General features: G+C 74.2%; 22 protein-coding genes and 2 pseudogenes. 17 read left to right on the forward strand and 7 right to left on the reverse strand.

The features are described from left to right. Window positions 1–263: 263 nt before the first annotated feature. Window positions 264–1,547, reverse strand: a pseudogene (locus AB0B41_RS21885) (arginine deiminase). Between AB0B41_RS21885 and AB0B41_RS21890 the strand changes: the two are divergent. The 3 genes from AB0B41_RS21890 to rocD all read left to right on the forward strand — a co-directional run bounded on the left by AB0B41_RS21890 (window position 1,537) and on the right by rocD (window position 4,222). Continuing rightward, the gene (locus AB0B41_RS21890; protein ID WP_358206091.1) at window positions 1,537–2,019 is read left to right on the forward strand and encodes an Lrp/AsnC family transcriptional regulator; all 483 of its coding nucleotides are present in this window, start codon (window positions 1,537–1,539) and stop codon (window positions 2,017–2,019) included. The pseudogene AB0B41_RS21885 and the gene AB0B41_RS21890 sit on opposite strands and share 11 nt — an antisense overlap. A 137-nt stretch (window positions 2,020–2,156) precedes the next feature. Next, entirely contained in the window at window positions 2,157–2,993 is an 837-nt protein-coding gene (gene ddaH, locus AB0B41_RS21895; RefSeq protein ID WP_358206094.1) for a dimethylargininase, read from the forward strand. Between the two features lie 53 nt (window positions 2,994–3,046). Continuing rightward, complete coding sequence (gene rocD, locus AB0B41_RS21900) at window positions 3,047–4,222, forward strand: ornithine--oxo-acid transaminase (protein WP_358206181.1); 1,176 nt, start codon at window positions 3,047–3,049, stop codon at window positions 4,220–4,222. On the opposite strand, the gene AB0B41_RS21905 is transcribed toward rocD, so the two are convergent. Continuing rightward, entirely contained in the window at window positions 4,209–5,324 is a 1,116-nt protein-coding gene (locus AB0B41_RS21905; RefSeq protein ID WP_358206096.1) for a DNRLRE domain-containing protein, read from the reverse strand. The genes rocD and AB0B41_RS21905 overlap by 14 nt on opposite strands. Before the next feature lie 135 nt (window positions 5,325–5,459). Continuing rightward, window positions 5,460–6,155 (reverse strand): TetR/AcrR family transcriptional regulator, encoded by a 696-nt coding sequence (locus AB0B41_RS21910; RefSeq protein ID WP_358206098.1) that lies wholly within the window; start codon window positions 6,153–6,155, stop codon window positions 5,460–5,462. A gap of 546 nt (window positions 6,156–6,701) precedes the next feature. Between AB0B41_RS21910 and shbA the strand changes: the two are divergent. The 6 genes and pseudogenes from shbA to AB0B41_RS21940 form a co-directional block, all read left to right on the forward strand. After that, window positions 6,702–7,226: pseudogene (gene shbA / locus AB0B41_RS21915) on the forward strand (RNA polymerase sigma factor ShbA); the annotation flags it as partial. A 199-nt stretch (window positions 7,227–7,425) separates the two neighbouring features. Then, on the forward strand, window positions 7,426–7,827 hold the full coding sequence (locus AB0B41_RS21920) for a DUF948 domain-containing protein (RefSeq protein WP_358206100.1): 402 nt from the start codon (window positions 7,426–7,428) through the stop codon (window positions 7,825–7,827). After that, complete coding sequence (locus tag AB0B41_RS21925) at window positions 7,824–8,132, forward strand: hypothetical protein (RefSeq protein ID WP_358206103.1); 309 nt, start codon at window positions 7,824–7,826, stop codon at window positions 8,130–8,132. Before AB0B41_RS21920 ends, AB0B41_RS21925 begins: the two co-directional genes overlap by 4 nt. A gap of 57 nt (window positions 8,133–8,189) precedes the next feature. Continuing rightward, window positions 8,190–10,850 carry an alanine--tRNA ligase gene (alaS, locus tag AB0B41_RS21930; RefSeq protein WP_358206105.1) on the forward strand — a complete coding sequence of 887 codons (2,661 nt, stop codon included), beginning with the start codon at window positions 8,190–8,192 and terminating at the stop codon, window positions 10,848–10,850. Between the two features lie 70 nt (window positions 10,851–10,920). Then, window positions 10,921–11,334 (forward strand): Holliday junction resolvase RuvX, encoded by a 414-nt coding sequence (gene ruvX / locus AB0B41_RS21935; protein WP_358206106.1) that lies wholly within the window; start codon window positions 10,921–10,923, stop codon window positions 11,332–11,334. Between the two features lie 118 nt (window positions 11,335–11,452). After that, a complete protein-coding gene (locus AB0B41_RS21940; protein ID WP_358206108.1) occupies window positions 11,453–12,652 on the forward strand; it encodes an endolytic transglycosylase MltG in 1,200 nt (399 codons plus the stop codon). Window positions 12,653–12,659: 7 nt separating this feature from the next. Here the strand turns inward: AB0B41_RS21940 and AB0B41_RS21945 are convergent, their stop codons facing one another. Continuing rightward, window positions 12,660–13,526 (reverse strand): fused MFS/spermidine synthase, encoded by an 867-nt coding sequence (locus tag AB0B41_RS21945; protein ID WP_358206110.1) that lies wholly within the window; start codon window positions 13,524–13,526, stop codon window positions 12,660–12,662. Window positions 13,527–13,725: 199 nt separating this feature from the next. Between AB0B41_RS21945 and AB0B41_RS21950 the strand changes: the two genes are divergently transcribed. From AB0B41_RS21950 to aroQ, 5 genes are all read left to right on the forward strand, one after another. Next, window positions 13,726–14,589 (forward strand): prepilin peptidase, encoded by an 864-nt coding sequence (locus AB0B41_RS21950; protein ID WP_358206112.1) that lies wholly within the window; start codon window positions 13,726–13,728, stop codon window positions 14,587–14,589. Window positions 14,590–14,601: 12 nt separating this feature from the next. After that, entirely contained in the window at window positions 14,602–15,789 is a 1,188-nt protein-coding gene (gene aroC, locus AB0B41_RS21955; protein ID WP_358206115.1) for a chorismate synthase, read from the forward strand. Window positions 15,790–15,890: 101 nt separating this feature from the next. Then, a complete protein-coding gene (locus AB0B41_RS21960) occupies window positions 15,891–16,520 on the forward strand; it encodes a shikimate kinase (RefSeq protein ID WP_358206117.1) in 630 nt (209 codons plus the stop codon). Window positions 16,521–16,597: 77 nt separating this feature from the next. Next, window positions 16,598–17,782: a 3-dehydroquinate synthase gene (aroB, locus tag AB0B41_RS21965; protein WP_358206119.1), complete on the forward strand. Its 1,185-nt coding sequence runs from the start codon at window positions 16,598–16,600 to the stop codon at window positions 17,780–17,782. Then, window positions 17,779–18,207: a type II 3-dehydroquinate dehydratase gene (aroQ, locus tag AB0B41_RS21970; RefSeq protein WP_358206121.1), complete on the forward strand. Its 429-nt coding sequence runs from the start codon at window positions 17,779–17,781 to the stop codon at window positions 18,205–18,207. Before aroB ends, aroQ begins: the two co-directional genes overlap by 4 nt. Here the strand turns inward: aroQ and AB0B41_RS21975 are convergent. After that, window positions 18,204–18,914 carry an MBL fold metallo-hydrolase gene (locus tag AB0B41_RS21975; protein ID WP_358206124.1) on the reverse strand — a complete coding sequence of 237 codons (711 nt, stop codon included), beginning with the start codon at window positions 18,912–18,914 and terminating at the stop codon, window positions 18,204–18,206. The two genes, aroQ and AB0B41_RS21975, sit on opposite strands and share 4 nt — an antisense overlap. 24 nt (window positions 18,915–18,938) lie before the next feature. Between AB0B41_RS21975 and AB0B41_RS21980 the strand changes: the two genes are divergently transcribed. The 3 genes from AB0B41_RS21980 to nusB all read left to right on the forward strand — a co-directional run bounded on the left by AB0B41_RS21980 (window position 18,939) and on the right by nusB (window position 21,285). Then, entirely contained in the window at window positions 18,939–20,066 is a 1,128-nt protein-coding gene (locus AB0B41_RS21980; RefSeq protein ID WP_358206126.1) for an aminopeptidase P family protein, read from the forward strand. Window positions 20,067–20,300: 234 nt separating this feature from the next. Then, the gene (gene efp / locus AB0B41_RS21985; protein ID WP_037044386.1) at window positions 20,301–20,864 is read left to right on the forward strand and encodes an elongation factor P; all 564 of its coding nucleotides are present in this window, start codon (window positions 20,301–20,303) and stop codon (window positions 20,862–20,864) included. A gap of 1 nt (window position 20,865) precedes the next feature. Then, window positions 20,866–21,285 (forward strand): transcription antitermination factor NusB, encoded by a 420-nt coding sequence (gene nusB / locus AB0B41_RS21990; protein WP_037044388.1) that lies wholly within the window; start codon window positions 20,866–20,868, stop codon window positions 21,283–21,285. Between the two features lie 61 nt (window positions 21,286–21,346). Here nusB and AB0B41_RS21995 read toward each other — a convergent pair whose 3' ends face one another. Both AB0B41_RS21995 and AB0B41_RS22000 read right to left on the reverse strand, forming a co-directional pair. Further along, complete coding sequence (locus tag AB0B41_RS21995; RefSeq protein WP_358206129.1) at window positions 21,347–22,072, reverse strand: SDR family NAD(P)-dependent oxidoreductase; 726 nt, start codon at window positions 22,070–22,072, stop codon at window positions 21,347–21,349. Between the two features lie 16 nt (window positions 22,073–22,088). After that, window positions 22,089–23,000, reverse strand: coding sequence for a DMT family transporter (locus tag AB0B41_RS22000; protein WP_358206131.1), 912 nt, complete (start codon window positions 22,998–23,000; stop codon window positions 22,089–22,091). Window positions 23,001–23,040 lie beyond the last annotated feature (40 nt).

Raw genomic sequence — 23,040 nt, forward strand, 5'->3', positions numbered from 1 at the left:
CGGCGAGCGGCGCGGCCGCCTTCGGCTCCGGCGGCGAGGCCGCCGCCACCCCGGCGCCGGTCAGGGCCGCGGCGGCCGTGAGGACGAGGAGGGCGCGGAGCACGGTCCGGAATCCGGGGAGGCGCACCGCGGTGCGCTGTCCGTCGAGGGCGGCCACGCCGGGTCAACGAGGCCGGCGTTGCCTGCGGAGCGGCCGTCCACCCGCGCGTGCGTCACCCTTTCGACGTAGTTACACGCTGCGTATTCGATCCCCGGGCTGCTGATCACGCGGGGTCGCGCAGGACCGGGCAGCTCATGCACCGGGGCCCGCCGCGCCCGCGGCCGAGCTCGCCGCCGGGGACCTCGAGGACCTCGACGCCCAGGTTCCGCAGGTAGGTGTTGGTGGTGACGTTCCGCTCGTAGGTCACCACCACGCCGGGGGACACGGCGAGCAGGTTGCAGCCGTCGTCCTACTGCTCGCGCTCGGCGGAGTGCACGTCCTGCTCGGCGGTGAGCACGCGGATCGAGTCCAGCCCGAGCGCGGCGGCGACGGCGGCGTGCATGTCCTCCGGCGGGTGGTCGGTCATGACCATCTCCTTGTCGGAGTCGCCCGGCCGGACCGTGTACGAGGGCAGCATCCCGAGCCCTGCGTACTTCACGAACGTCCCGCGGTCGATCATCGTCAGGACGGTGTCGAGGTGCATCAGCGCCCGGCCGTGCGGCATCCGCAGCGCCACGATTCGGTCCACCTCGCCGCCCGCGAACAACGACCGGGCCAGCCGCTCGACGCCCGCCGGCCGGGTCCGCTCGCTCATCCCGACCAGCACCGCGCCGTCGCCCAGGACGAGGATGTCGCCGCCCTCGACGGTCGCGGGCCCGTTGACCGAGCCCGACGACCAGACGTCGAAGCCCGCCCCGGCGAACAACGGGTGCCAGCGGTAGACGGCCTCGTAGTGCACGGTCTCGCGGATCCGGGCCTGCTTGCGCATGCTGTTGATCGCGACGCCGCCGTGAATCCAGGCCGTGGTGTCCCGGGTGTAGAGGTGGTTCGGCAGCGGCTCCAGCACGAAGTCGTCCGGGCCGAGGATGTGGAAGGCGATCGACCGCGGCTCCTCGATCCGCTCCAGCACCTCGCGCTTGGTGATGCCGCCGATCATGTGCTCGGTCAGTGTGTCCACGTCCATGGCGTCGAACAGGTTGCGCAGGGCGTCGACGGCGAGCGGGCCGTACAGCCGGTCGTCGAAGATCCGGTCGAGCGCGTGGGCCTTGGCCTCGGGCAGCTCGAACGTCTCGCGCAGCAGCCGGTCGAACAGGTGGACCTCGACCCCGCGCCCGCGCAGCAGCGCGGCGAAGCCGTCGTGCTCCTCCTGGGCGCGCTGGACCCACAGGACGTCGTCGAACAGCAGCTGGTCCTTGTTGCCCGGGGTCAGCCGCTTGAGCTCGAGGCCGGGCCGGTGCAGCAGGACCTGCCGCAGCGTGCCGACCTCCGAGTCGACCCGGTAGACCCGGTCCGCGGTCCGGCCGGTGCCGGACCCGGCCGGGGAGTCCGTGGGGTGCATGAACGACATCGTGGCCGAAGATGGGTGCGTGCGCTGGGACCCGCTCGACGAGAAGATCGTGACGCTGCTCGTCGCGGACTCGCGCCGGAGCTTCGCGGAGCTGGGCGCGGAGGTCGGGCTGTCGGCGTCCGCGGTGAAACGGCGCGTGGACCGGCTGCGGGCCGACGGGGTGATCACCGCGTTCACCGTGCGCCTCGACCCGGCCGCCCTGGGCTGGACGGTCGAGGGCTACGTCGAGCTCTACTGCCGGCCGTCGACCCCGCCGGCGGCGATCCGCCGCGCCTGTGCCGGGCTGGCCGAGGTCGTCGACGCCAGCACGGTGTCCGGCGACGCCGACGCGCTGGTGCGCATCCTCGCCGCGGACATGCGGCACTTCGAGCAGGTGCTGGAGCAGATCGGGGCCGAGGGGTTCGTCGAGCGGACCAAGTCCGTGCTGGTGCTCTCGCCGCTGATCCGCAGGCCACCGCCGACCATGCACTGAAACGTCGTTGTCGCGGTCGATCGCGCAACGATCGCGCGCGGATGGGCAACGAACGCCGATTGTGGGCGTGACGCACGCCTCTTTACCGTTGCAGGGAGTCCCGAGGACGTGACTCCCGGCGCGTCGAGGGAGGCTCCATGACCAGCGTTCTCACCCGTCCCGACATCATCGCGGACCGCACGCCCACCCGGCGGCACTACGTCATGTGCCCGCCCACGCACTTCGCCGTCGAGTACGCGATCAACCCCTGGATGCGGCCCGGGACGCCGGTCGACCGCGACCTGGCCCTCGCGCAGTGGGACGCCCTGCGCCGCACCTACCTCGAGCTGGGCCACGAGGTGACCGTCGTGGAGCCCGAACCCGGGCTCCCGGACATGGTCTACGCGGCCAACGCCGCCACCGTCGTCGGCGGCCGGGTCTACGGCGCCCGTTTCCGGTACCCGCAGCGCGCCGCCGAGGCCGAGCTCTACCGCAAGGCGCTGGTCGAGGTCGGCGAGTACGTCGAGCCGGCGTTCGTCAACGAGGGCGAGGGGGACTTCCTCGTCGCCGGCGACGTCGTCCTGGCCGGCACCGGGTTCCGCACGGAGCCGCGGGCGCACGCCGAGGCGGCCCGGGTGCTGCGCCGCCCGGTGATCGGCCTGGAGCTGGTGGACCCCCGCTACTACCACCTCGACACCGCGCTCGCCGTGCTGTCCGGGCACGACGTCGCCTACCTACCCGAGGCCTTCTCGCCACGCTCCCGCGGAGTGCTGGCCGGCCGCTACCCCGACGCGGTGCTCGCCTCGCCGGTCGACGCGGCGGTCCTCGGGCTCAACGCCGTGTCGGACGGCCGGCACGTCGTCCTCCCCGCCGCGGCGGCCGGGCTGGCCGCCGCCCTGCGCGACCGCGGGTACGAGCCCGTGGGCGTCGACCTGTCCGAGCTGCTCAAGGGCGGCGGCGGACCCAAGTGCTGCACGTTGGAGGTGCGCGCATGACCCTTCTGGACCAGCCCACCGTGTCCCTCTCGGCGACCGCGCACCACGAGCGGATGCTCGCCGAGCACTCCGCCCACAACTACGCCCCGCTGCCGGTGGTGCTGTCCTCCGGCGAGGGCGCCTGGGTGACGGACGTCGAGGGCCGCCGCTACCTCGACTTCCTCGCCGGCTACTCCGCCCTGAACTTCGGCCACGGCAACCCGGTGCTGCGCGCCGCCGCTCACGCCCAGCTCGACCGGATGACGCTGACCAGCCGGGCCTTCGGCAACGACCAGCTCGGCCCGTTCTGCACCGAGCTCGCCGCGCTGCTGGGCAAGGACATGGTGCTGCCGATGAACACCGGCGCCGAGGCCGTCGAGTCCGGGCTGAAGGTCGCCCGCAAGTGGGGCTACGAGGTCAAGGGCGTGCCGGCCGACCGGGCGCGCGTGGTCGTGGCGGCCGGTGCCTTCCACGGCCGCACGATCTCGATCGTGTCCTTCTCCACCGACCCGGAGGCCCGCGGCGGGTTCGGGCCGTTCACCCCCGGGTTCGACGTCGTCCCGTACGGGGACGCCGATGCCCTGCGCGCCGCGATCACCCCGGAGACCGTGGCCGTGCTGCTGGAGCCGGTGCAGGGCGAGGCCGGGGTGATCGTCCCGCCGGACGGCTACCTGCGTGCGGTGCGGGAGATCTGCACCGACACCGGGGTGCTGTGGATCTCCGACGAGGTGCAGTCCGGCCTCGGCCGGACCGGGCACGTACTCGCGACCCGCGGCCTCGCCGGCGTGCAGGCGGACGTCTACCTGCTGGGCAAGGCGCTCGGCGGCGGCGTGGTGCCGGTGTCGGCCGTGGTGGCGGACGCGGACGTCCTGGGCGTGCTCAAGCCCGGCCAGCACGGCTCGACCTTCGGCGGGAACCCGCTGGCCTGCGCCGTCGGGCGGGCGGTGATCAGGATCCTGCGCGACGACGTGGTGCTCGCCCACACCCGCGCGCTCGGCGAGGTCCTGCAGGCGCGGCTGCGCGCGATGCCGGGCCTGACCGCGGTGCGCGGGGTGGGGCTGTGGGCCGGGATCGACGTCGACCCGGCGCTCGGCACCGGGCGCGAGCTCGGCGAGCGGCTCGCGCGGGCCGGGGTGCTCACCAAGGACACCCACGGCCCGACGCTGCGCCTCTCGCCGCCGCTCGTCGTCGAGGAGCAGGACCTGCACCTGGCCCTCGACGCCCTGGAGGGGGTCCTCAGCCGAGGGTGACGGTGAGGTGGGGGACGGTCGCCGTCTCCGCCGAGGCGAACCGCTTCCAGGACAGCGGGTCCGTCTCGTCGGCCGCCTTCAGCACCACGGTGCCGCTGGTGGCACCGGCGGCCACCCACTCCTTCACCAGCCCGGTCACGTCGACGCTGCTCCAGCCCGGCGCGCAGGCCGGGGCGTTGCCGCGGGTGTCGGTGCTGGTCGCCCGCAGGCGTTCGACCTGTGGCTGGGTCGCCCAGCGGAGCTTCGGCCCGACCGTCGTGCCCGCGGGGAGCGTCCAGACCTCCCAGGCGCGGGGGCGGCAGGACGCCGACCAGGTCTGGTAGAGGTCCAGGGTCGCCGAGCGGACCGTCGCCGCCTTCGCCCCGGCGAGGTCGAAGGTGAGGTAGCTGCGGGCGGCCTCCTTGCCGTCGTAGCTGCCGAGCCGCAGGTCCGGGTCGCCCGAGGTGTCGGTGTTCTTCACGGTCGTCTGCGTGGTCGTGTCGAAGGGGACGGGTGCCTCCGTGGTCACCGGAGCGGCCGCGACCACCCGGCTGACGGCGGACTCGGCCTCGGTGAGCGAGCCGGCCGCGTCGGGCACCGCCTCGGCGTTGCCGGTGAGCTTCAGGTCCGGGGCGGGGCCGGTCGGGGCGCCGTCCTTGCGGACCGAGGCGACGAAGCCGGCGCGGGTCGCCTCGACCTCGAGGTCGTAGCCGGGCCGGACCTGCCGGTAGACGGCCTTCGGGCCGTCGAGCTGCGGGGCGGGCAGCGGGGTCGGCCACACGACGGCCGCCGAGCCGCCCTCCGCGTACCGCACCGACGGGCCCGTCGGGGTCAGCGTGAGGTCGTGGGGTGCCGCGGCGGGCCGGACGACGCCGTCGGGTCCGGTCCGCAGGGTGAGGTCGACCGGCAGCCACTCGGCGCCGCGCTGCACCCGCACCGGGCCGGAGTAGAGGGTGACGGTCCGCGCGCCGTCGGACCGGACGGTGGACTCGGACGTTCCGCTGGTGGTGCTGCCGGCTTCGGTGCCGGGGCCGGCGGGGGCCGCGGCGGCGGGGGCGGCCGCGAGGACGGCGGCCGTGCCGAGGGACAGTGCGAGGGAGAGCAGGGTGGCGGTGCGGGACACCGCGCGACGTTCCATGATCGGTACAGGTACGACCCCGTGTGGGGTACGGCAAGGAACGCGCCCGCAGCGGGGACCGGATACACCCGTTCGGGACCGCTTGTCGTGTGCCGACGCCCGCCCGTCCCGTGGGAGCGTTCAGTGGCCGCTCGCGAACGGCCGCTCGTCCTCCGGGGTGTGGCAGAGCAGCTCCGGCTTGAGTGTCCCGAAGAGCACGGTGAGTAACAATTCGGCCGTCTGCTCCGGCGGCTCGTGGGGCCGGTTCACGGCGCGCATGAGGAGGGTGTTGACGATCAACCCGCTGATCTCCAGGGCCGGCGGGTACGGACGCAGCTCCCCCGAGGCCTGCCCGTCCTGCAGGAGGCCGAGGATCGCGTCCGGGACCGGCGCGAGGGTGCGCGGATCGCCCAGGTCGGCCGGGTCCGGGGGGCCGCCGACCCGGGTCGCGACGTAGTCCTGGACGGCGTACCAGAACGCGGCGGTGAGCCCGCGGTGCCGCCAGGTCGTCCTGGTCAGGGCGTTGACCTGGTCCCTCAGTGCGTCGAGCACCGGCCGTCCGGCCCTACGGTCCTGCTCCGCCTGCTGCACGAGAGTATGGACCAGTGGCCCGTAGACGGCGCCGATGAGTGCGTGTTTGCTCGGGAAGTGGTTGTAGGCGGTCGCCGGGCTCACGCCCGCGGTGGCCGCGATGTCCTCCATACGAGTGCGGTTCCATCCGCGGGTGCCGAAGTTGGCGTCGGCGGCGTCCAGCAGGGCGCGGCGGGTGCGGTCGCGCTTCGTTCGCGCGGCCCGAGCCCGGGCATCGCTCGAACGGCCGCTTCCGCCGGTGGTCACATTGACGGACCGTAGCCGAAACACGCCGAGTTGAGCTTGACTCCATTTCGAGGATCACCCAAGATGGTGACCACGTACTTGAATCTCGAACGGTCTCGTCGGGCAGGGCACGGCCCCGCGATCATCGGCCGGGAGGACGGTACGGGCACCGGCCCGTCGGGGGTCGCCTCGTGCGGCCGGGCGGGTGTCGCACGGTCGCTCCGTCCGGAGCACGCGGCCAGGGTCCGACGGGCACATCGGGCCCCGGCCGCTCACTACCGCGCACGGCGTGGAGGGGCGCTGTCCGGCCCCGGAGGTCGGGCACGCCCTCCTGCGTCGCAGGGGAGGGGAACCCATGCACGCCTTGATCCGTCCTGCCTCGGGAACGGTCCGATGACCGCCGCGGCAGCCTTCGACCCCCCGGATCCGTTCGGCGCCGCGTTCGCCGAGCCGGAGGGGCTCACCGTCGATCCCGGCCCGGCCCCCGTCGAGGTCCAGGGCCCGCAGCTCACCGTCGTCGCGGGGACGAAGGGGCGGCGCGCCCGGTCGGTCCCGGCACCCTCGGTCCTCGAGCAGTACGTGGCCGCCGCCGTCGAGGGCGACCCGCGGGCCCGCGAGCGGCTCCTCGAGGAGATCCGCCCGCTGGTGCTGCGGTACTGCCGCGCCCGGCTCGGCCGCCAGGAGACGGTCATCGGTTCGGCCGAGGACGTGGCGCAGGACGTCTGCGTCGCCGTGCTCGCCGCCCTGCCGACCTACACCGTCAAGGGCCTGTCCTTCCGCGCCTTCGTGTACGGCATCGCCGCGCACAAGGTCACCGACACCTTCCGGGCCATCGGCCGCAACCGCTCCGAGCCGGTCGCGGACGTCCCGGACACCGGCGTGGTGCTCGACGGGCCGGAGCACCTGGCCCTCACCGCCGAGCTCAACCATCGCCTGGGCGGGCTGCTCGGCGTGCTGACCGAGCGGCAGCGCGAGGTCCTCGTCCTCCGGGTGGTCGTCGGCCTCAGCGCCGAGGAGACCGCGCAGACCGTCGGCTCCACCCCCGGCGCCGTCCGCGTCACCCAGCACCGCGCGCTCGCGCGGCTGCGCCAGCTCGTCACCGGCGGCCTGGCCCGTGAGGTCGCCGAGGCGGTGGCGGCCGCCGTCGACGCCGACACGGACGAGGGTGCGGTCGACATCACCGGCTGATCCGGACGTGATCCGGACGTGGGGACCGGCGGCCGGGGGAGTAGCCTGACCGCCGATCTCCACGCTCGTGGCGATCGTTGTTCCAAGATCGCTGGAGGGGTCCGTGTCGGCTGGTCAGATCGCCGCGCTCATCGCGGCGATCGCGTTCGTGGTGCTCGTCGTGCTGCTCGCGATCCCGCTGTTGAAGCTCGGCCGGACGCTCGACGAGGCGACCGTCGCGATCCGCAAGGCCCACGAGGGCAGCGCCCCGCTGCTGGTCGACGCGCACACCACGCTGAACAGCGTGAACACCCAGCTCGAGCGGGTCGACGGGATCACGTCGAACGCCAAGACCGTCACCAGCAACGTGTCGGTGCTGACCTCGCTGTTCACCGCGACACTGGGCGGCCCGCTGGTGCGCGCCGCCGCCTTCTCCTACGGCCTCAACAAGGCCATCAAGGCTCGCCGCGCCGGCAAGGACGCGGGGGCGCACTCCCGTGGCCGCCGCCGGGGGAGGCAGAAGTGAAGCGGCTGTTCTGGATCGGCGTCGGCGCCGCCGCCGGCGCCTACGTGACCCGCCGGCTCACCGAGACCAGGCAGCGGCTCACCCCGCAGGGCATCGGCGCCGACCTGGCCGACGGGCTGCGCGAGCTCGGGGCCGGCCTCGGCGCCTTCGGTGCCGAGGTGCGCGCCGGGATGGCCACCCGCGAGCAGGAGCTCACCGACCTCGTCGAGCGGCGGACGGGCGGACACGTCCCGTCCTACAGTGAGGCCGTGGCCGAGGACGAGCCGGCCCGCCCTCGGGGGCGAGCGCGCGGGGCAGGGGCCTGAGCGGTCCCTGCCGCACCGCGCCGTCGTCCCACCCGTTTTCCGCGAGAGAGACACCCCGTGCAGACCCACGAGATCGTCCGCCGTTTCACCGAGCACTTCGTCAAGGCCGGGCACACCCCGGTGGCCAGCGCGTCGCTGATCCTCGACGACCCCAACCTGCTGTTCGTCAACGCCGGCATGGTGCAGTTCAAGCCGTACTTCCTGGGCGACGTCCCGGCGCCGTACCCGCGCGCCACGTCGATCCAGAAGTGCGTGCGCACCGGCGACATCGACGAGGTCGGCCGCACCACCCGGCACAACACGTTCTTCCAGATGGCCGGGAACTTCAGCTTCGGCGACTACTTCAAGGCCGGGGCGATCGAGCTGGCCTGGACCCTCGTGACCGGGGACCGCGACTCGGGCGGGTTCGGGTTCGACCCCGACCGCATCTGGGTCACCGTCTACCAGGACGACGACGAGGCCATCGCGCTCTGGAAGGAGATCGCCGGGCTGCCCGAGGAGCGGATCCAGCGCCGCGGCGGCAAGGACAACTACTGGGACATGGGCGTGCCCGGTCCCGGCGGCCCCTGCTCGGAGATCTACTACGACCGCGGCCCGGAGTACGGCCGCGAGGGCGGCCCCGAGGCCGACGAGGACCGGTACCTCGAGATCTGGAACCTCGTCTTCATGCAGGACGAACGCGGTGAGCTGAGCCCGAAGCTCGGTCACCCGCCGATCGGCACCCTGCCCAGCAAGAACATCGACACCGGCATGGGCGTCGAGCGGGTCGCGTACCTGCTGCAGGGCGTGGCCAACGTCTACGAGACCGACCTGGTCCGACCGGTGATCGCCCAGGCCGAGGCGCTGTCGGGTCGCAAGTACGGGGCGAACGCCGAGGACGACACCCGGTTCCGGGTCATCGCCGACCACGCCCGTTCCGGCGTGATGATCATCGGCGACGGCGTCACGCCGTCGAACGAGGGCCGTGGCTACGTGCTGCGCCGGCTGCTGCGCCGCATCGTGCGCTCGGCCCGGCTGCTCGGCGTGACCCAGCCGGTGCTGCGCGCCTTCGCCGAGGTGGTGCGGGACGAGATGTCGCCGACCTACCCCGAGCTGATCACGAACTTCGAGCGGATCTCGGCCGTCGTCGAGGCGGAGGAGGAGGCCTTCCTCTCCACGCTCACGGCGGGCTCGCGCATCTTCGACACCGCGGTGGCGGAGACGAAGAAGGCAGGCGGGCTCGTGCTGCCCGGCGACCGCGCCTTCCAGCTGCACGACACCTACGGCTTCCCGATCGACCTCACCCTGGAGATGGCCGCCGAGCAGGGGCTCGAGGTCGACCAGGACCGGTTCACCGCGCTCATGCAGGAGCAGCGCACCCGGGCCAAGGCCGACGCCGCCTCCCGCAAGGTCGGGCACGGCGACGCCTCGGTCTACCGCGCGGTGCTCGACAACCACGGCATCACGGAGTTCCTCGGCTACACCGACCTGGCCGCCGAGGGCACGATCGTCGGGCTGCTGGTCGACGGGCAGCCGGTGCCGGCCGCGTCCGAGGGCTCGGCGGTCGAGGTCGTCCTCGACCGCACGCCGTTCTACGCCGAGGCCGGTGGCCAGCAGGCCGACACGGGTGAGCTGCGGTCGGACTCGTTCACCATCCGGGTGGACGACGTGCAGTCGCCGGTCGCGGGCCTGCGGGTGCACCGCGGCGTCGTCACGAACGGCACGGCCACGGTCGACTCGCCGGTCGTCGCCGAGATCGACGTTGCCCGCCGTGCGTCGATCTCCCGCGCTCACACCGGTACCCACCTGGTGCACGCGGGCGTCCGCGGGGCGCTGGGCACCTCCGCCGCGCAGGCCGGGTCGCTCAACGCCCCGGGCCGGCTGCGGTTCGACTTCACCTCGCCGTCCGGCGCCGTCACGCCGACCCAGCTCGCCGAGGTCGAGGGCGAGATCAACGGGGTCCTGCAGCAGAACCGCGAGGTCGAGGCCTACGAGACGTCGATGGACGAGGCCAAGCGGCTCGGCGCGATGATGCTCTTCGGCGAGAAGTACGGCGACCGCGTCCGCGTGGTCGACATGGGCGACTACTCCCGCGAGCTCTGCGGTGGCACGCACGTCGGCCGGACCGGCGAGATCGGCCTGATCAAGGTGCTGTCCGAGGGCTCGATCGGCTCGGGCATCCGGCGCGTGGAGGCCCTCGTGGGGCTCGACGCGTTCGACCACATGTCCAAGGAGCACCTCCTCGTCAGCCAGCTGGCCGAGCAGCTCAAGGCCAAGCCGGAGGACCTGCCGGAGCGGATCAACGGGCTGGTCGAGCGGCTGCGGGACGCCGAGCGCGACCTGGAGAAGCACCGCGCCGAGGCCGTGCTGGCCTCCGCCGGCACCCTCGCCGAGCAGGCCGAGGACCTGGACGGGGTGTCCGTGGTGGCGGTCGAGGGCCCGGCCGGGCTGGCGGGCAACGACCTGCGCAACCTGGCCTCGGACGTCCGCGGGCGGCTCGGGTCGAAGCCGGGTGTCGTGGCGCTGTTCTCGACCGACGCCGGGAAGGTCGCGTTCGTCGTGGCCACCACGGCCGCGGCCCGGGACAAGGGCCTGGCCGCCGGCACGCTGATCCCGGCGTTCGCGCCGGCCGTCGGCGGGCGGGGCGGCGGCAAGCCGGACCTCGCCCAGGGCGGCGGGACGGACCCGTCGGGCGTCGCGGCCGCCATCCAGAAGCTGCGCGAGGCGGTCCGGGGTTGATCCCCGGTCCGTCCGCACGGTCCGCACGGTGAGGTCCGCACGGTGAGGTCGGCACGGTGAGGTCGGCACGGTGATCGAGCCGCGAGGGCGCCGGCTCGGCGTCGACGTGGGATCGGTGCGCGTCGGGGTCGCCCTGTGCGATCCCGACGGCCTGATCGCAACCCCGCTCGAGACGGTGCCGCGCGAGGGTGCCGCCCGGCGCGTGGCGGAGCTGGTCGAGGAGTACCTGGCCGTCGAGGTCGTGCTCGGGCTGCCCCGCACCCTCGCCGGCCGGGAGGGGCCCGCGGCCGAGGCCGCCCAGGCGTTCCGGGCCGAGCTGGAGGCCGTGCTCGCGGTGCCCGTCGTGCTGCACGACGAGCGGCTCACCACCGTCGTCGCGACCCAGCAGCTGCGGGGACGGGTCAAGGGGCGCAAGCAACGCGCGGTGATCGACCAGGCCGCCGCCGTCGCCATCCTCCAGGGGTACCTGGACACCCGACGGTGACCGTACGGCCCGGTCGGGCGTGCTCCGTGCCGGGCCGATGCGAGGACCCGTTACCCTCCGGAGCTGTGAACGGGACGCGCCGCAGCAGTCGGAACCGCCACCGGGCGGGCTGCGCGGCGTGAACCCACCCACCGGTCCCTTCCTGACCCGCCGCGCGGAGCTCGCGGCGCGGCGGGCGGAGCTGCGTGAGATCGCCCGCAAGCGCCGCCGGCGCGGCCTGTTCGTGCTGCTCGCGGCGCTGGTCCTGCTCGGCGTGGTGTTCGGCGGGGGTGCGTACCTGGTGGGGTCCACGTTCTTCACGGACGACTTCGACGGCGAGGGCCAGGGGGACGCCGTGGTCCGCGTCCTCGACGGCGACTCCACCCGGCAGATCGGCACGATGCTGGCCCGCCGCGGCGTCGTCGCCAGCCCGGAGGCCTTCACCGAGGCCGCGGCCGAGGAGAAGAAGGTCCTCGGGATCCAGCCCGGGTACTACCAGATGCGGCTGCAGATGTCGGGCGAGTCCGCGGTCGCGCTGATGATCGACCCGTCGTCGCGGGTGGGGCGGCTCGAGATCCGCGGCGGTACCCAGCTGGACGACACCCGCTCGCCGGACGGGACCGTCGCCCCCGGCGTGATCAGCCTGATCTCGCAGGCCAGCTGCGGCCGGATCGACGGCCAGCGGCGCTGCGTGAGCCCGGAGGAGCTGCGGCAGGTCATGGCCACCGCCGACCCGGCGTCGCTCGGGGTGCCGCAGTGGGCGGTCGAGGACGTCGCGCGGGCGGAGCCGAACCGGAAGTTCGAGGGCCTGATCGTGCCGGGTCTGTACGACGTCGCGCCCGGCACGTCGGCCGCGGACGTCTGGAAGTCCCTGTTCGCGGTGTCGGTCGCGCAGCTCGAGTCGAGCGGCCTCACCGCCGACGCCAGCCACGACGGGCTCGCCACCTACCAGCTCCTGGTGCTCGCCTCGCTGGCCGAGAAGGAGGCGATCACCCCGGACATGGGCAAGGTCGCCCGGGTGATCACGAACCGGCTCGACATCGACCAGCGGCTCGAGCTGGACTCCACGGTCAACTACCCGCTGGACCTGCAGGCCCTGCGCACCACCGCCGAGGCGCGGGGCACGGCGGGGCCGTACAACTCGTACCAGAACACGGGGCTGCCGCCGACGCCGATCGCGGCGCCGGGCAAGGACGCGATCGCCGCCGCGCTCGACCCCGAGGCGGGTCCGTGGACCTTCTTCGTGCGGTGCCAGAAGGACGGCACGTCCTGCTTCGCGACGTCGCTGGCCGAGCACCAGGCCAACGTCGGCGAGGCGATCCGGAACGGGGCGTTCTAGCCGGGCCTCACTGCCCGAAGAAGCCGGGCGGCGGGACCGGCGAGGGAGTGGTCGACCGGTCGTGCCGCACCGCGGCGCCCTTCGCCAGCGTCGCGACCGCCGGCCCGGCCAGCACCCGCGCGCGGAACGGATCGCCGGCGGCGCGCCGGGTCAGGTCGGCCACCGGCAGCGGCCGGTCGGCGGCGACCAGCACGAGGTTGCCGAAGCGCCGGCCGGACAGCAGGTCCGGCGCGGCGATCACCGCGAGCTCGGGGAACTGCGCGCCCACGGTCGCGATCTGGCCGCGGGCGAAGTCGAGCGTGCCGCCGTCGGCCACGTTCGCCACGTAGACCCCGTCCGGCGCGAGCACCCGCCGCACGTCGGCGACGAACTCGGCGGAGGTCAGGTGCGCGGGGGTGCGGGCGCCGGCGAAGACGTCGAGGACCAGCAGGTCCGCCGAGGCGGCCGGACGGGTGGCGAGGAGCGCGCGGGCGTCGCCGCTGACCACGTCGATGCCGGTGTCGTCGGCGGGCAGGCGGGCGGCGACCAGGTCGATCAGGGCCGCGTCGAGCTCGACGACGAGCTGCGGCGAACCCGGGCGGGTCGCGGCGACGTAGCGGGGGAGAGTCCAGGCGCCACCGCCGAGGTGGATCGCCCGCACGGGGGTCATGGGCGGCGCGATCGTGTCGACCACGTGCCCCATGCGCCGGACGTACTCGAACTCCAGGTGCTCGGGGTCGGCCAGGTCGACGTGGGACTGGGCCGTGCCGTCGACCAGCAGGGTCCAGGCCAGCGGGCGCTCGGGGTCGCCGACCAGCTCGGCCCGGCCGTGGTCGATCTCCGCCCGGACGACGGCGGGTGCGAGGGGCGGGTCGGGACGAGCGGGGTCGGGCACCCCACGATCCTTCCCCGCGCGCTCCGGCGCTGCACCGGCCGGTCGGGTGCCGAGCGGGGTGACGCGCACTACCAGGTGGGTGCGACAGGACGGGTCCGTCGTGGCTCGGTCGCGGCGGTTCGTCCACGGATCGGCAGGCCTGTGCACAGCTTCTCGCTCGGTCCGCCGCCGGTCGGAGGATCGGGCGAGCATCGGCGGCATGACGAGCGGAGTGACGACGACGGTCCTGTCGACGGCCGCGAGCGGGATCACCCCGGACGGTCTCCTGCCCGGTGGGACCGTCGTCGGGTGGGCGCTCCTGGGCTTCGGGCTCGGGATGCTGGCCGGGGCCGCCGGCCGAATGCTGCTGGCGCGGATGCGCCGCGGTACGCGGGTGCCGCCGCCCTGGCTGGAGGTGGCGGTCGGGGTGCCCTGGGCGGGCGTCGTCGGTGCGGCGGGAGCCGGGGTGCTGCCGTGGGCGTGGCTGCCGCTGCTCCTCGGCGCCGGGTGGCTCGCGGTGGTGGCGAGTGTGGTCGACGTGCGGCACCACCGCCTGCCCGACGCGCTCACCCTCCCGGCGCTGCCCGCCGCCCTGCTCCTCGCCGTGCCGGTGGGGCTCGCGGCCGTCGGACGCGCCGCGGCGGGCGCCGCCCTCCTCGCCGGCGCGTACCTGCTGGTCCACGCGGTGTCGCCCCGGTCGCTCGGCCTGGGCGACGTCAAGCTCGCGGCACCCGTCGGTGCCCTGTCCGCCGCCGCGTCGTGGCCGGCGCTGCTCCTCGGCTGTGCGCTCACGGCCGTCGTCAGCGTGGGCATGGCCGGATGCGTGGTGGCTCGGTCGGCCCGTCGCGCTCGTGGCGCCGGCGTCCTGCTCGACGGGCCGGGCGCGGGCTCGCCGGGCGTGGCGGCACGGCTCCGGTCCGACGGTGCGGCGGGCGCGACGTGGCGGAGGGGCCGGTCGATGCCGGGGCCTCCCGCGGAGCTGCCGCTCGGCCCGCCGATGCTCGGCTCGGCGTGGCTGGTGGTGTTCGTGGCGGCGCTGGTGGGCGGCACGAGCGGTGCCGTCGGGCCGATGGGCGGGGGGTGAGAGAATCGCGGCGTGCTGCGTTGGATCACCGCCGGGGAGTCGCACGGTCCCGCGCTGGTCGCCGTGCTGGAGGGCATGGTCGCCGGTGTCGAGATCACGACCAAGGAGCTGCAGGCCGAGCTCGGCCGCCGCAAGCTGGGCCACGGGCGCAGCCCGCGGATGGCGTTCGAGGCGGACGAGCTCGAGGTGATCGGCGGCCTCCGGCACGGCGTGACCCAGGGCGGCCCGGTGGCCGTCCGGATCGGCAACACCGAGTGGCCCAAGTGGGAGACGGTCATGGCGGCCGATCCCGTCGACCCGGAGCTCATCGCGAACCGGGCCCGCAACGCCCCGCTCACCCGGCCGCGGCCCGGGCACGCCGACCTCGCCGGCATGACGAAGTACGGCTTCGAGGAGGCCCGCCCCGTCCTCGAGCGCGCCAGCGCCCGCGAGACCGCCGCGAAGGTCGTGCTCGGAACGGTCGCCAAGGCCTTCCTCAAGCAGGCGTTCGGGGTCGACGTCGTGTCCCACGTCGTCGCCATCGGCGCCGTCGACGCCCCCGAGGACGACCCGGTGCCCGGGCCCGGCGACCTCGACCGCGTCGACGCCAGCCCGGTCCGCGCCCTCTCCGAGGCCACGGCCGAGCGGATGATGGCCGAGATCGACGCCGCGCACGAGGACGGCGACACCCTGGGCGGGGTCATCGAGGTGCTCGCCTACGGCATGCCGGTCGGCGTCGGCTCCTACGTCCAGTCGGACCGCCGGCTCGACGCCAAGCTCGCCGCCGCGCTGATGGGCATCCAGGCGATGAAGGGCGTGGAGATCGGCGACGGCTTCCGCACCGCGCACCGCCGCGGCTCCGCCGCGCACGACGAGATGATCCCGGGCGACCCGGTGAAGCGGCTGTCCAACCGCGCGGGCGGCATCGAGGGCGGCATGACCAACGGTGAGCCCGTCCGCGTGCGGGTGGCCATGAAGCCGATCTCGACGGTGCCGCGGGCGCTGCGCACGATCGACACCACCACCGGCGAGGAGGCGACCGCGATCCACCAGCGGTCCGACGCCTGCGCCGTCCCGCGTGCCGGCGTGGTCGCGGAGTCGATGGTGGCGCTGGTGCTGGCCGAGGCGGCGCTGGAGAAGTTCGGCGGCGACTCGCTGGCCGAGACCCGGCGTAACGCGGCGTCCTACCGGGAGGACGTGGCGCGCCGCTTCGCGCACTGAGCGCGGACCAAGCGGGGCTCCGAGCGGGCACCGACCACGGGGCGATGCCGCGCCTGCGGGCGGTCGGTGAACGCCGGGCGAACGGCGGATACGATCGCGCCGTGAGCGACGCGACGAGGCCGGTGCTGGTGCTGGTGGGTCCTCCCGGGGCGGGCAAGAGCACCGTGGGGCGGGTCCTCGGGCGCCGGCTGGCGGTGCCGTTCACGGACGTCGACACCGAGATCGAGGCGCGGGTCGGCACCACGATCGCGGAGATGTTCACCTCGCAGGGCGAGGAGGCCTTCCGTGCTGTGGAGCGCGAGGTCGTGGCCGAGCTGCTGGGCACGGACTGCGGTGTGCTCGCCCTCGGCGGGGGCTCGGTGCTGGCCGGGTCGACGCGCGCGCTCCTGGCCGCGCACCGGGTGGTCTATCTCAAGGTCGGGCTGGCCGACGGCATCCGCCGCACCGGCATGTCCACCGCGCGGCCGCTCCTGGCGGGTGTGAACCCGCGGGCGACCTTCCGCGCCCTGCTCGAGGCACGCGTCCCGTTGTACCAGGAGGTCGCCACGGTCGAGATCGACACCGTCAAGCGCAGCGCGAACCAGGTCGCGGCCGCGGTGCTCACGGCCCTGGACCTCGACGCCTCCGCGAGCCCCGCCCCGGCCTCGGGCCCGGGCGACCCCGACGATCAGATCACCCCGTCCGACGACGCCCCGCTCCCGGACCCCGTCTTCGGTCGCCCCGGCTCCTGACCGGTCACGGTCTCGGCGGGCGGACCGGGCGCGACGGGCCCGCAGGTCGCGGGAGCGGGGGCGGTTAGGGTCGTCCCATGACCCAGCCCGGCCCCTCGGAGACGAGCCCGCCCGCGGCGCCGTCCGCGGCGCCGTCCGCGGCGACAGCTGCGGCGACACCTGCGACGTCTGCGGCACAGGCGGACCCGCCCACCACGATCCGCGTCGCCGCGGAGCGCCCGTACGACGTGATCGTCGGGCGCGGGGTACGGGCCGGGCTGCCCGGGGTCGTGCGGGAGCTGGGGTCGCGGACCGCGCTGCTGGTGCACCAGCCCGCGCTGGCGGAGGCGGCGGAGGTGGTCCGGCAGGAGCTGGAGGACGCCGGCGTCGACGCCCACCGCGTCGAGGTGCCCGACGCCGAGGAGGGCAAGGCGCTCGCCGTCGCCGGCTTCTGCTGGGAGGTCTGCGGGCAGATCGGGCTCACGCGGCAGGACGTCGTGATCGGGTTCGGCGGGGGAGCGGCCACCGACCTGGCCGGCTTCGTGGCCGCGACCTGGATGCGCGGGGTGAAGGTCGTCCACGTGCCGACCACCCTGCTCGCGATGGTCGACGCGGCCGTCGGCGGCAAGACGGGCATCAACACCGCGGCCGGGAAGAACCTCGTCGGCGCCTTCTACGAGCCCTCCGCCGTGCTCGTGGACCTGGCGACGCTGGAGACGCTGCCCGAGCCGGAGCTGGTCGCGGGCATGGCGGAGGTGATCAAGGCCGGCTTCATCGCGGACCCGGTGATCCTCGACCTCGTCGAGCGGGACCCGAAGGCCGCGCTCGACCCGGCCGGCGAGGTGCTGCCGGAGCTGGTGCGGCGGTCGATCCAGGTGAAGGCCGACGTCGTGGGCGCGGACCTGCGCGAGTCCCACCTGCGGGAGATCCTCAACTACGGCCACACGCTGGGCCACGCCATCGAGCGCCGCGAGGACTACACCTGGCGGCACGGGGCGGCGGTGAGCGTCGGGCTGGTGTTCGCCGCCGAGCTCGCCCGCGCCGCCGGACGCCTCGACGACGCCACCACCGACCGGCACCGCGCGATCCTCACCTCGATCGGCCTGCCCACGACGTACGAGGCCGGCGTGCTGCCGGAGCTGGTCGAGACCATGAAGGGCGACAAGAAGTCCCGGGCCGGGATGCTGCGGTTCGTGGTGCTCGACGGCCTCGCGAAGCCCGGCCGGCTCGAGGGCCCCGCGCCGGAGCTGCTCGAGCAGGCCTATGCGACGGTGGGCGCATGACGCGCGTGCTGGTCCTCAACGGCCCCAACCTCAACCGGCTCGGCCTGCGCGAGCCGGGCATCTACGGCCACACGACCTACGCCGACCTGGTCGCGCTGTGCGAGAAGACCGGCACCGAGCTGGGGCTGGAGGTCGAGGTCCGGCAGACCAACACCGAGGGCGAGCTGATCGGCTGGCTGCACGAGGCCGCCGACGCCGGCACCCCGGTCGTCCTCAACCCCGCCGCGTGGACGCACACCAGCGTGGCGGTGCGGGACGCCTGCGCGATGCTCACCGGCGGCCTGATCGAGGTGCACATCAGCAACGTGCACACGCGCGAGGAGTTCCGGCACCACAGCTACATCAGCCCCGTCGCCACCGGCACCATCGTGGGCCTCGGCGTGCAGGGCTACGTGCTGGCCCTGCGCTACCTGGCGAGCCTCTAACCGAAGGCCAGCACGAACTCCTCCGCGGAGCGCGGGCGGAAGACGACGTTGGAGCGCCGGACGTCGAGCAGCGGGGAGTGCGGCTCCTCCGAGTAGCGGTGCCCCGGGTAGACGATCGGGTTGCCCGCGAGGGAGCCGAGGCGCTGCACGCTGCGGTACATCGCCTCGACGTCGCCGCCCGGGAAGTCCGTGCGGCCGCAGCCCTGCAGGAACAGGGTGTCGCCGGCGACGAGCCGCCCGTCGACCAGGAAGCACTGGCTGCCGGGTGTGTGGCCGGGGGTGTGCAGCAGCCGGATCGGGATGTCGCCGACCTGCACCACGTCGTCGTTCTCGTGGAGGGTCAGGTCGGCGACGGAGAGCCCGGTGACCTTGGTGACCCACTCGGCCTCGGGCTTCTGCACGTGCACCGGGACCGGCGTGCGGGCGAGCAGCCCGGTGAGCCCGTCGAGGTCGAAGCCCATCATCGTGCCGCCGACGTGGTCGGGGTGGTGGTGCGTGGCGAGCACGCCGGTGAGCCGCATGCCGTCGGCCTCGAGCACGTCGAGCAGGTCGTCCGGGGCGTAGGCCGGGTCGACGACGACTGCCTCGCGGGACTCCTCGTCGCCGATGAGGTAGGCGAAGTTGACCATCTGGGTGGCGACCCGGTCGCCGACCGCGAAGTCCTGTCCGGACAGCAGCTGCCTGAAGTACAGCCCCGACCCACTCATGCGTCCAAGCCTAGGCTGGGACCCATGACCGGTGCCGCCCCGACCAGCACCCGAAGCCCCCGCCCGCAGGCCGCGCGCCGCGAGGCCCTGCGCGCGCGGGTGCGCGCCGCAGGGCTCGACGGGCTGCTGGTCACCGACCTCGTCAACGTCCGATACCTGACCGGGTTCACCGGCTCCAACGGCGCCCTGCTGCTCGCCGCGACGGACGACGCCGGCAGCCGGTTCGGCACGGACGGCCGCTACAGGACCCAGGCCGCCGCCGAGGTGCCGGACGTGCCGCCGCTGATCGAGCGGGCGACTGCGTTGGCCCTGGCCGCACGGGCGTCGGCGCTCGGCATCGGGCGGCTGGGCTTCGAGTCCGACGCCGTGACCGTCGACGCGCACGCCGCCCTCTCCGCCGCCGCGGAGGGTGCGACGCTCGAGCGGGCGCCCGGACTCGTCGCGCAGCTGCGGGTGATCAAGGACGACACCGAGATCGAGGCGATCCGGCGGGCCTGCGCCATCGCCGACACGGCGCTCGCCGACCTGCTCGACGCGGGCGGGGTCCGGGCTGGCCGGACCGAGCGGGAGATCGCCCTGGACCTGGAGTTCCGGATGCGCGCGCTCGGGGCGGACGGGCCGTCGTTCGCGTCGATCGTCGCCGCGGGCCCGAACTCCGCGATCCCGCACCACAGCCCGACCGACACGGCGCTGCGCCCCGGCGACCTCCTCAAGCTGGACTTCGGTGCGCTGGTCGGCGGCTACCACTCGGACATGACCCGCACGCTGGTGCTCGGCCGGGCCGCGGACTGGCAGCGCGAGCTGTACGCCCTGGTCCACGGGGCGCAGGCGGCCGGCTGCGCGGCGGTGGAGGCCGGGATGCCCGCCGCGGACGTCGACGCCGCCTCCCGCGAGCCGATCACCACCGCGGGCCGGGGTCCGGAGTTCCTGCACGGGCTGGGCCACGGCGTCGGGCTGCAGATCCACGAGGCCCCGGCGCTGTCCGCCGCGTCGAAGGACGTGCTGGAGGCGGGCATGGCGGTCACCGTGGAGCCCGGGGTCTATCTCGCCGGGCGGGGCGGGGTCCGCATCGAGGACACCCTGGTCGTGCCGGGGGCGGGGCCGGCCGAGACCCTCACCGGGTTCACGAAGGAGCTCGTCGAGGTCGCCTGACGGGGGCCGTCCGCCGGGGCCGCGCTCGTGCTCCGGCACGCGGCGGTATCCTCGACGGCGGTTCGGCGGGGTCTGTCCCGGGCGGGAGTCCGGGCGCCGCCGCCGAGAGCGACATCCGCCGCGTGCGGTCGTACCGGTTCGTCATCCGTCGTCACGGTCGGCACGCGCGCGCCCCGCCGAGCACGACCCTGCAGAACCACCCTGCAGTACCGACGAACCAGGAGAGACCCGCACGTGGCCACCACGAACGACCTGAAGAACGGCTTGGTGCTCAACCTGGAGGGCCAGCTGTGGTCGGTCCAGGCGTTCCAGCACGTCAAGCCCGGCAAGGGCGGCGCCTTCGTGCGCACCACGCTGAAGAACGTGATGACCGGCAAGGTCGTCGACAAGACGTTCAACGCCGGCACCAAGGTCGAGACCGCGACCGTCGACCGCCGCGACATGACCTACCTGTACCGGGACGGTGCGGACTTCGTCTTCATGGACGGCGACACCTACGACCAGCTCCCCATCCCGGAGAACGTGGTCGGCGACGCCGCGAACTACCTGCTCGAGAACCAGGTCGCGCAGATCAGCTTCCACGAGGACGCGCCGCTGTTCGTCGAGCTGCCCACCTCGGTCGAGCTGGTCATCTCGCACACCGACCCGGGCCTGCAGGGCGACCGTTCCACCGGCGGCACCAAGCCGGCCACCCTGGAGACCGGCGCCGAGATCCAGGTCCCGCTGTTCCTCGAGACCGGCACCAAGGTGAAGGTCGACACCCGCGACGGCCGGTACCTCGGCCGCGTCAGCAGCTGACGTGCGGGCCAGGACCAAGGCCCGCAAGCGCGCCCTCGACATCCTCTTCGAGTCCGAGGCACGCGGCGCCGACCCCCTCGAGGTGCTGACCCAGCGCCGCGAGACCGACGACGCCCCGCCCGTGTCGGACTACGCCGCGCTGCTGGTGCGCGGCGTGGTGGAGAACCGGGAGCGGATCGACCAGCTCCTCGCCGAGCACGCCGAGGGCTGGACGGTCGCCCGGATGCCCGCCGTCGACCGCACGCTGCTCCGGATCGGCGTCTACGAGCTGCTCTGGGTGGACGAGATCGACGACCCGGTGGCGATCACCGAGGCCGTCGAGCTCGCCCGGACCCTGTCGACGGACGACTCGCCGCGCTTCCTCAACGGCGTGCTCGGCCGGATCGCGGACATCGCCGAGCACCTGCGCGCCACCCTCTGACCAGGACGAACGGCCCTTCCGCTCACTCGGTGTGAGTGAGAGTGCCGTTCGTTCGTGGTCCTCAGCCGAAGCGGCGCGAGGCCCGGGCGAACAGGGCCGGCGCGGCGCCGTGCACCTTGGCGCCCAGCGCCAGCCACCGCGGTGTGACGACCTCGACGGACCCCCGCCGGATCCCGCGGACGATCTCCTCGGCCACCCGGTCCGCGCGGATCGGCCGCGGGAAGCGCCGGTCGTACTCCCGGCCCCGCCGCCCGAAGTAGGGTGTGTCCACCGCGCCGGGCAGCACCGTCGTGACGCCGACCTCGGGCGCCTCGATCCGCACCGCGTCGGCGAAGCCCCGGAGCCCCGCCTTCGTGGCGGAGTACACGGCCTCGCCGGCCACCCCGAGGGCCGCGATGGAGGCGACGAACACCAGGTGTCCGCGCTCCTCCCGCAGGCCGGGCAGCAGCGCCCGGGTCAGCTGGATCGGCGCCCGCAGGTTCAGGTCGAGCAGCTCGTCGACCCGGGCGGGCGAGAGCTCCTCGAGCGGCCCGGCCGCCCCGACCCCCGCGCAGTGGACGACGAGTGCGGGCCGGGCGGGCAACGCGTCGAGCAGGGTGTCGACGCCCGCGGCGAGGTCGGCGACCACCGCCTTCGCCCCGGTTCGCTCCGCCACCTGCTGCAGCCGCTCCGGGTCCCGCCCGGTCAGCACCAGCCGCGCACCGTCGCCCGCCAGCCGCTGCGCGACCGCCGCCCCGATGCCCGACGACGCCCCGGTCACCAGCGCCACCCGCTCCGCCACCCTCATCCGCGCCTCCCGCGCCTCATCCCGGTGCGACGTCCGGCCCGGCCCTCCCGGCCGCCGCGTGCTGGGCGTCGAGCTCGTGGAGCAGGTGACTGCCGCGCAGGGTGATGAAGGCGATGCCGGCGATCACCACGACCGCGGCGACGCACTGCCCCGCGAGGAGCGTCGGCGTGGCGTCGAGCCGCTCGCCCAGCCACCACACCCCGATCAGCACCGCGACCACCGGGTCGACGCTGGTGATCACGGCGACGGCCGGCGACACCATCCGCCCCTGCTGGAACGTGTTCTGGCTCAGCAGGAACCCGATCGGCCCGACCACGCACACCGCGTAGAGCGTGACGTGCTGGAACGGCTCCAGCAGCCCGACGCGCAGCTGCCCCGTGACGACCTTCATCAGCCCGGCCGTGACGCCGTACATGATCCCGGTCGCGAGGGCGAGTGCGAGCACCCGGGTGGGGTGCCGCACCAGCGACGAGTACACGATCGACCCGACCACCGCGGCGGCCAGCGCGATGGCGAGCGGCAGCCCGCCCCAGACGTCGACGTGCTCCTGGTCCGACGGCACCGGCCGCGCGAGCAGCAGGAACGCGGCGATCCCGGCGGAGCACAGCAGCGCGCCCAACAGGATCAGCGGGTCCGGCCGGCGGCGGGACATCAAAGAGGAGAACGCCGCCGCGAACACCACGCCGGTGACGAGCAGCGGCTGGACGACCGCGATCGCCCCGTACGCCAGCGCGATCAGCTGCAGCACCAGCGCGACGATCGTGGCCACCAACCCCAGCAGCCACATCGGCCGGCGGAGCAGTGTGGTGATCAGCCGCGGACTCAGCGTCGGCGCGGTCTCCACCTCGTGCGTGGCGCGTTGCTGGGCCGCGGTGGCGAGCCCGAACCCGGCGGCCCCGAGCACGGCGGCGGGGACCGCGATCAGCATGTCGCCGTCCATACCCACCCCCCGGTGCGTCCGGACCCTC

The sequence above is a fragment of the Pseudonocardia sp. NPDC049154 genome, assembly GCF_040648315.1.
Classification (GTDB): domain Bacteria; phylum Actinomycetota; class Actinomycetes; order Mycobacteriales; family Pseudonocardiaceae; genus Pseudonocardia.

What these genes read in the sequence shown, in the direction of transcription:
- AB0B41_RS21890 (WP_358206091.1), top strand. Translation starts at nt 1,537, where the DNA reads ATGAACGACATCGTGGCCGAAGATGGGTGCGTGCGCTGGGACCCGCTC.
- ddaH (WP_358206094.1), top strand. Translation starts at nt 2,157, where the DNA reads ATGACCAGCGTTCTCACCCGTCCCGACATCATCGCGGACCGCACGCCC.
- rocD (WP_358206181.1), top strand. Translation starts at nt 3,047, where the DNA reads ATGCTCGCCGAGCACTCCGCCCACAACTACGCCCCGCTGCCGGTGGTG.
- AB0B41_RS21950 (WP_358206112.1), top strand. Translation starts at nt 13,726, where the DNA reads ATGACGAGCGGAGTGACGACGACGGTCCTGTCGACGGCCGCGAGCGGG.
- aroB (WP_358206119.1), top strand. Translation starts at nt 16,598, where the DNA reads ATGACCCAGCCCGGCCCCTCGGAGACGAGCCCGCCCGCGGCGCCGTCC.
- aroQ (WP_358206121.1), top strand. Translation starts at nt 17,779, where the DNA reads ATGACGCGCGTGCTGGTCCTCAACGGCCCCAACCTCAACCGGCTCGGC.
- AB0B41_RS21975 (WP_358206124.1), bottom strand. Translation starts at nt 18,914, where the DNA reads ATGAGTGGGTCGGGGCTGTACTTCAGGCAGCTGCTGTCCGGACAGGAC.
- AB0B41_RS21980 (WP_358206126.1), top strand. Translation starts at nt 18,939, where the DNA reads ATGACCGGTGCCGCCCCGACCAGCACCCGAAGCCCCCGCCCGCAGGCC.
- AB0B41_RS21995 (WP_358206129.1), bottom strand. Translation starts at nt 22,072, where the DNA reads ATGAGGGTGGCGGAGCGGGTGGCGCTGGTGACCGGGGCGTCGTCGGGC.
- AB0B41_RS22000 (WP_358206131.1), bottom strand. Translation starts at nt 23,000, where the DNA reads ATGCTGATCGCGGTCCCCGCCGCCGTGCTCGGGGCCGCCGGGTTCGGG.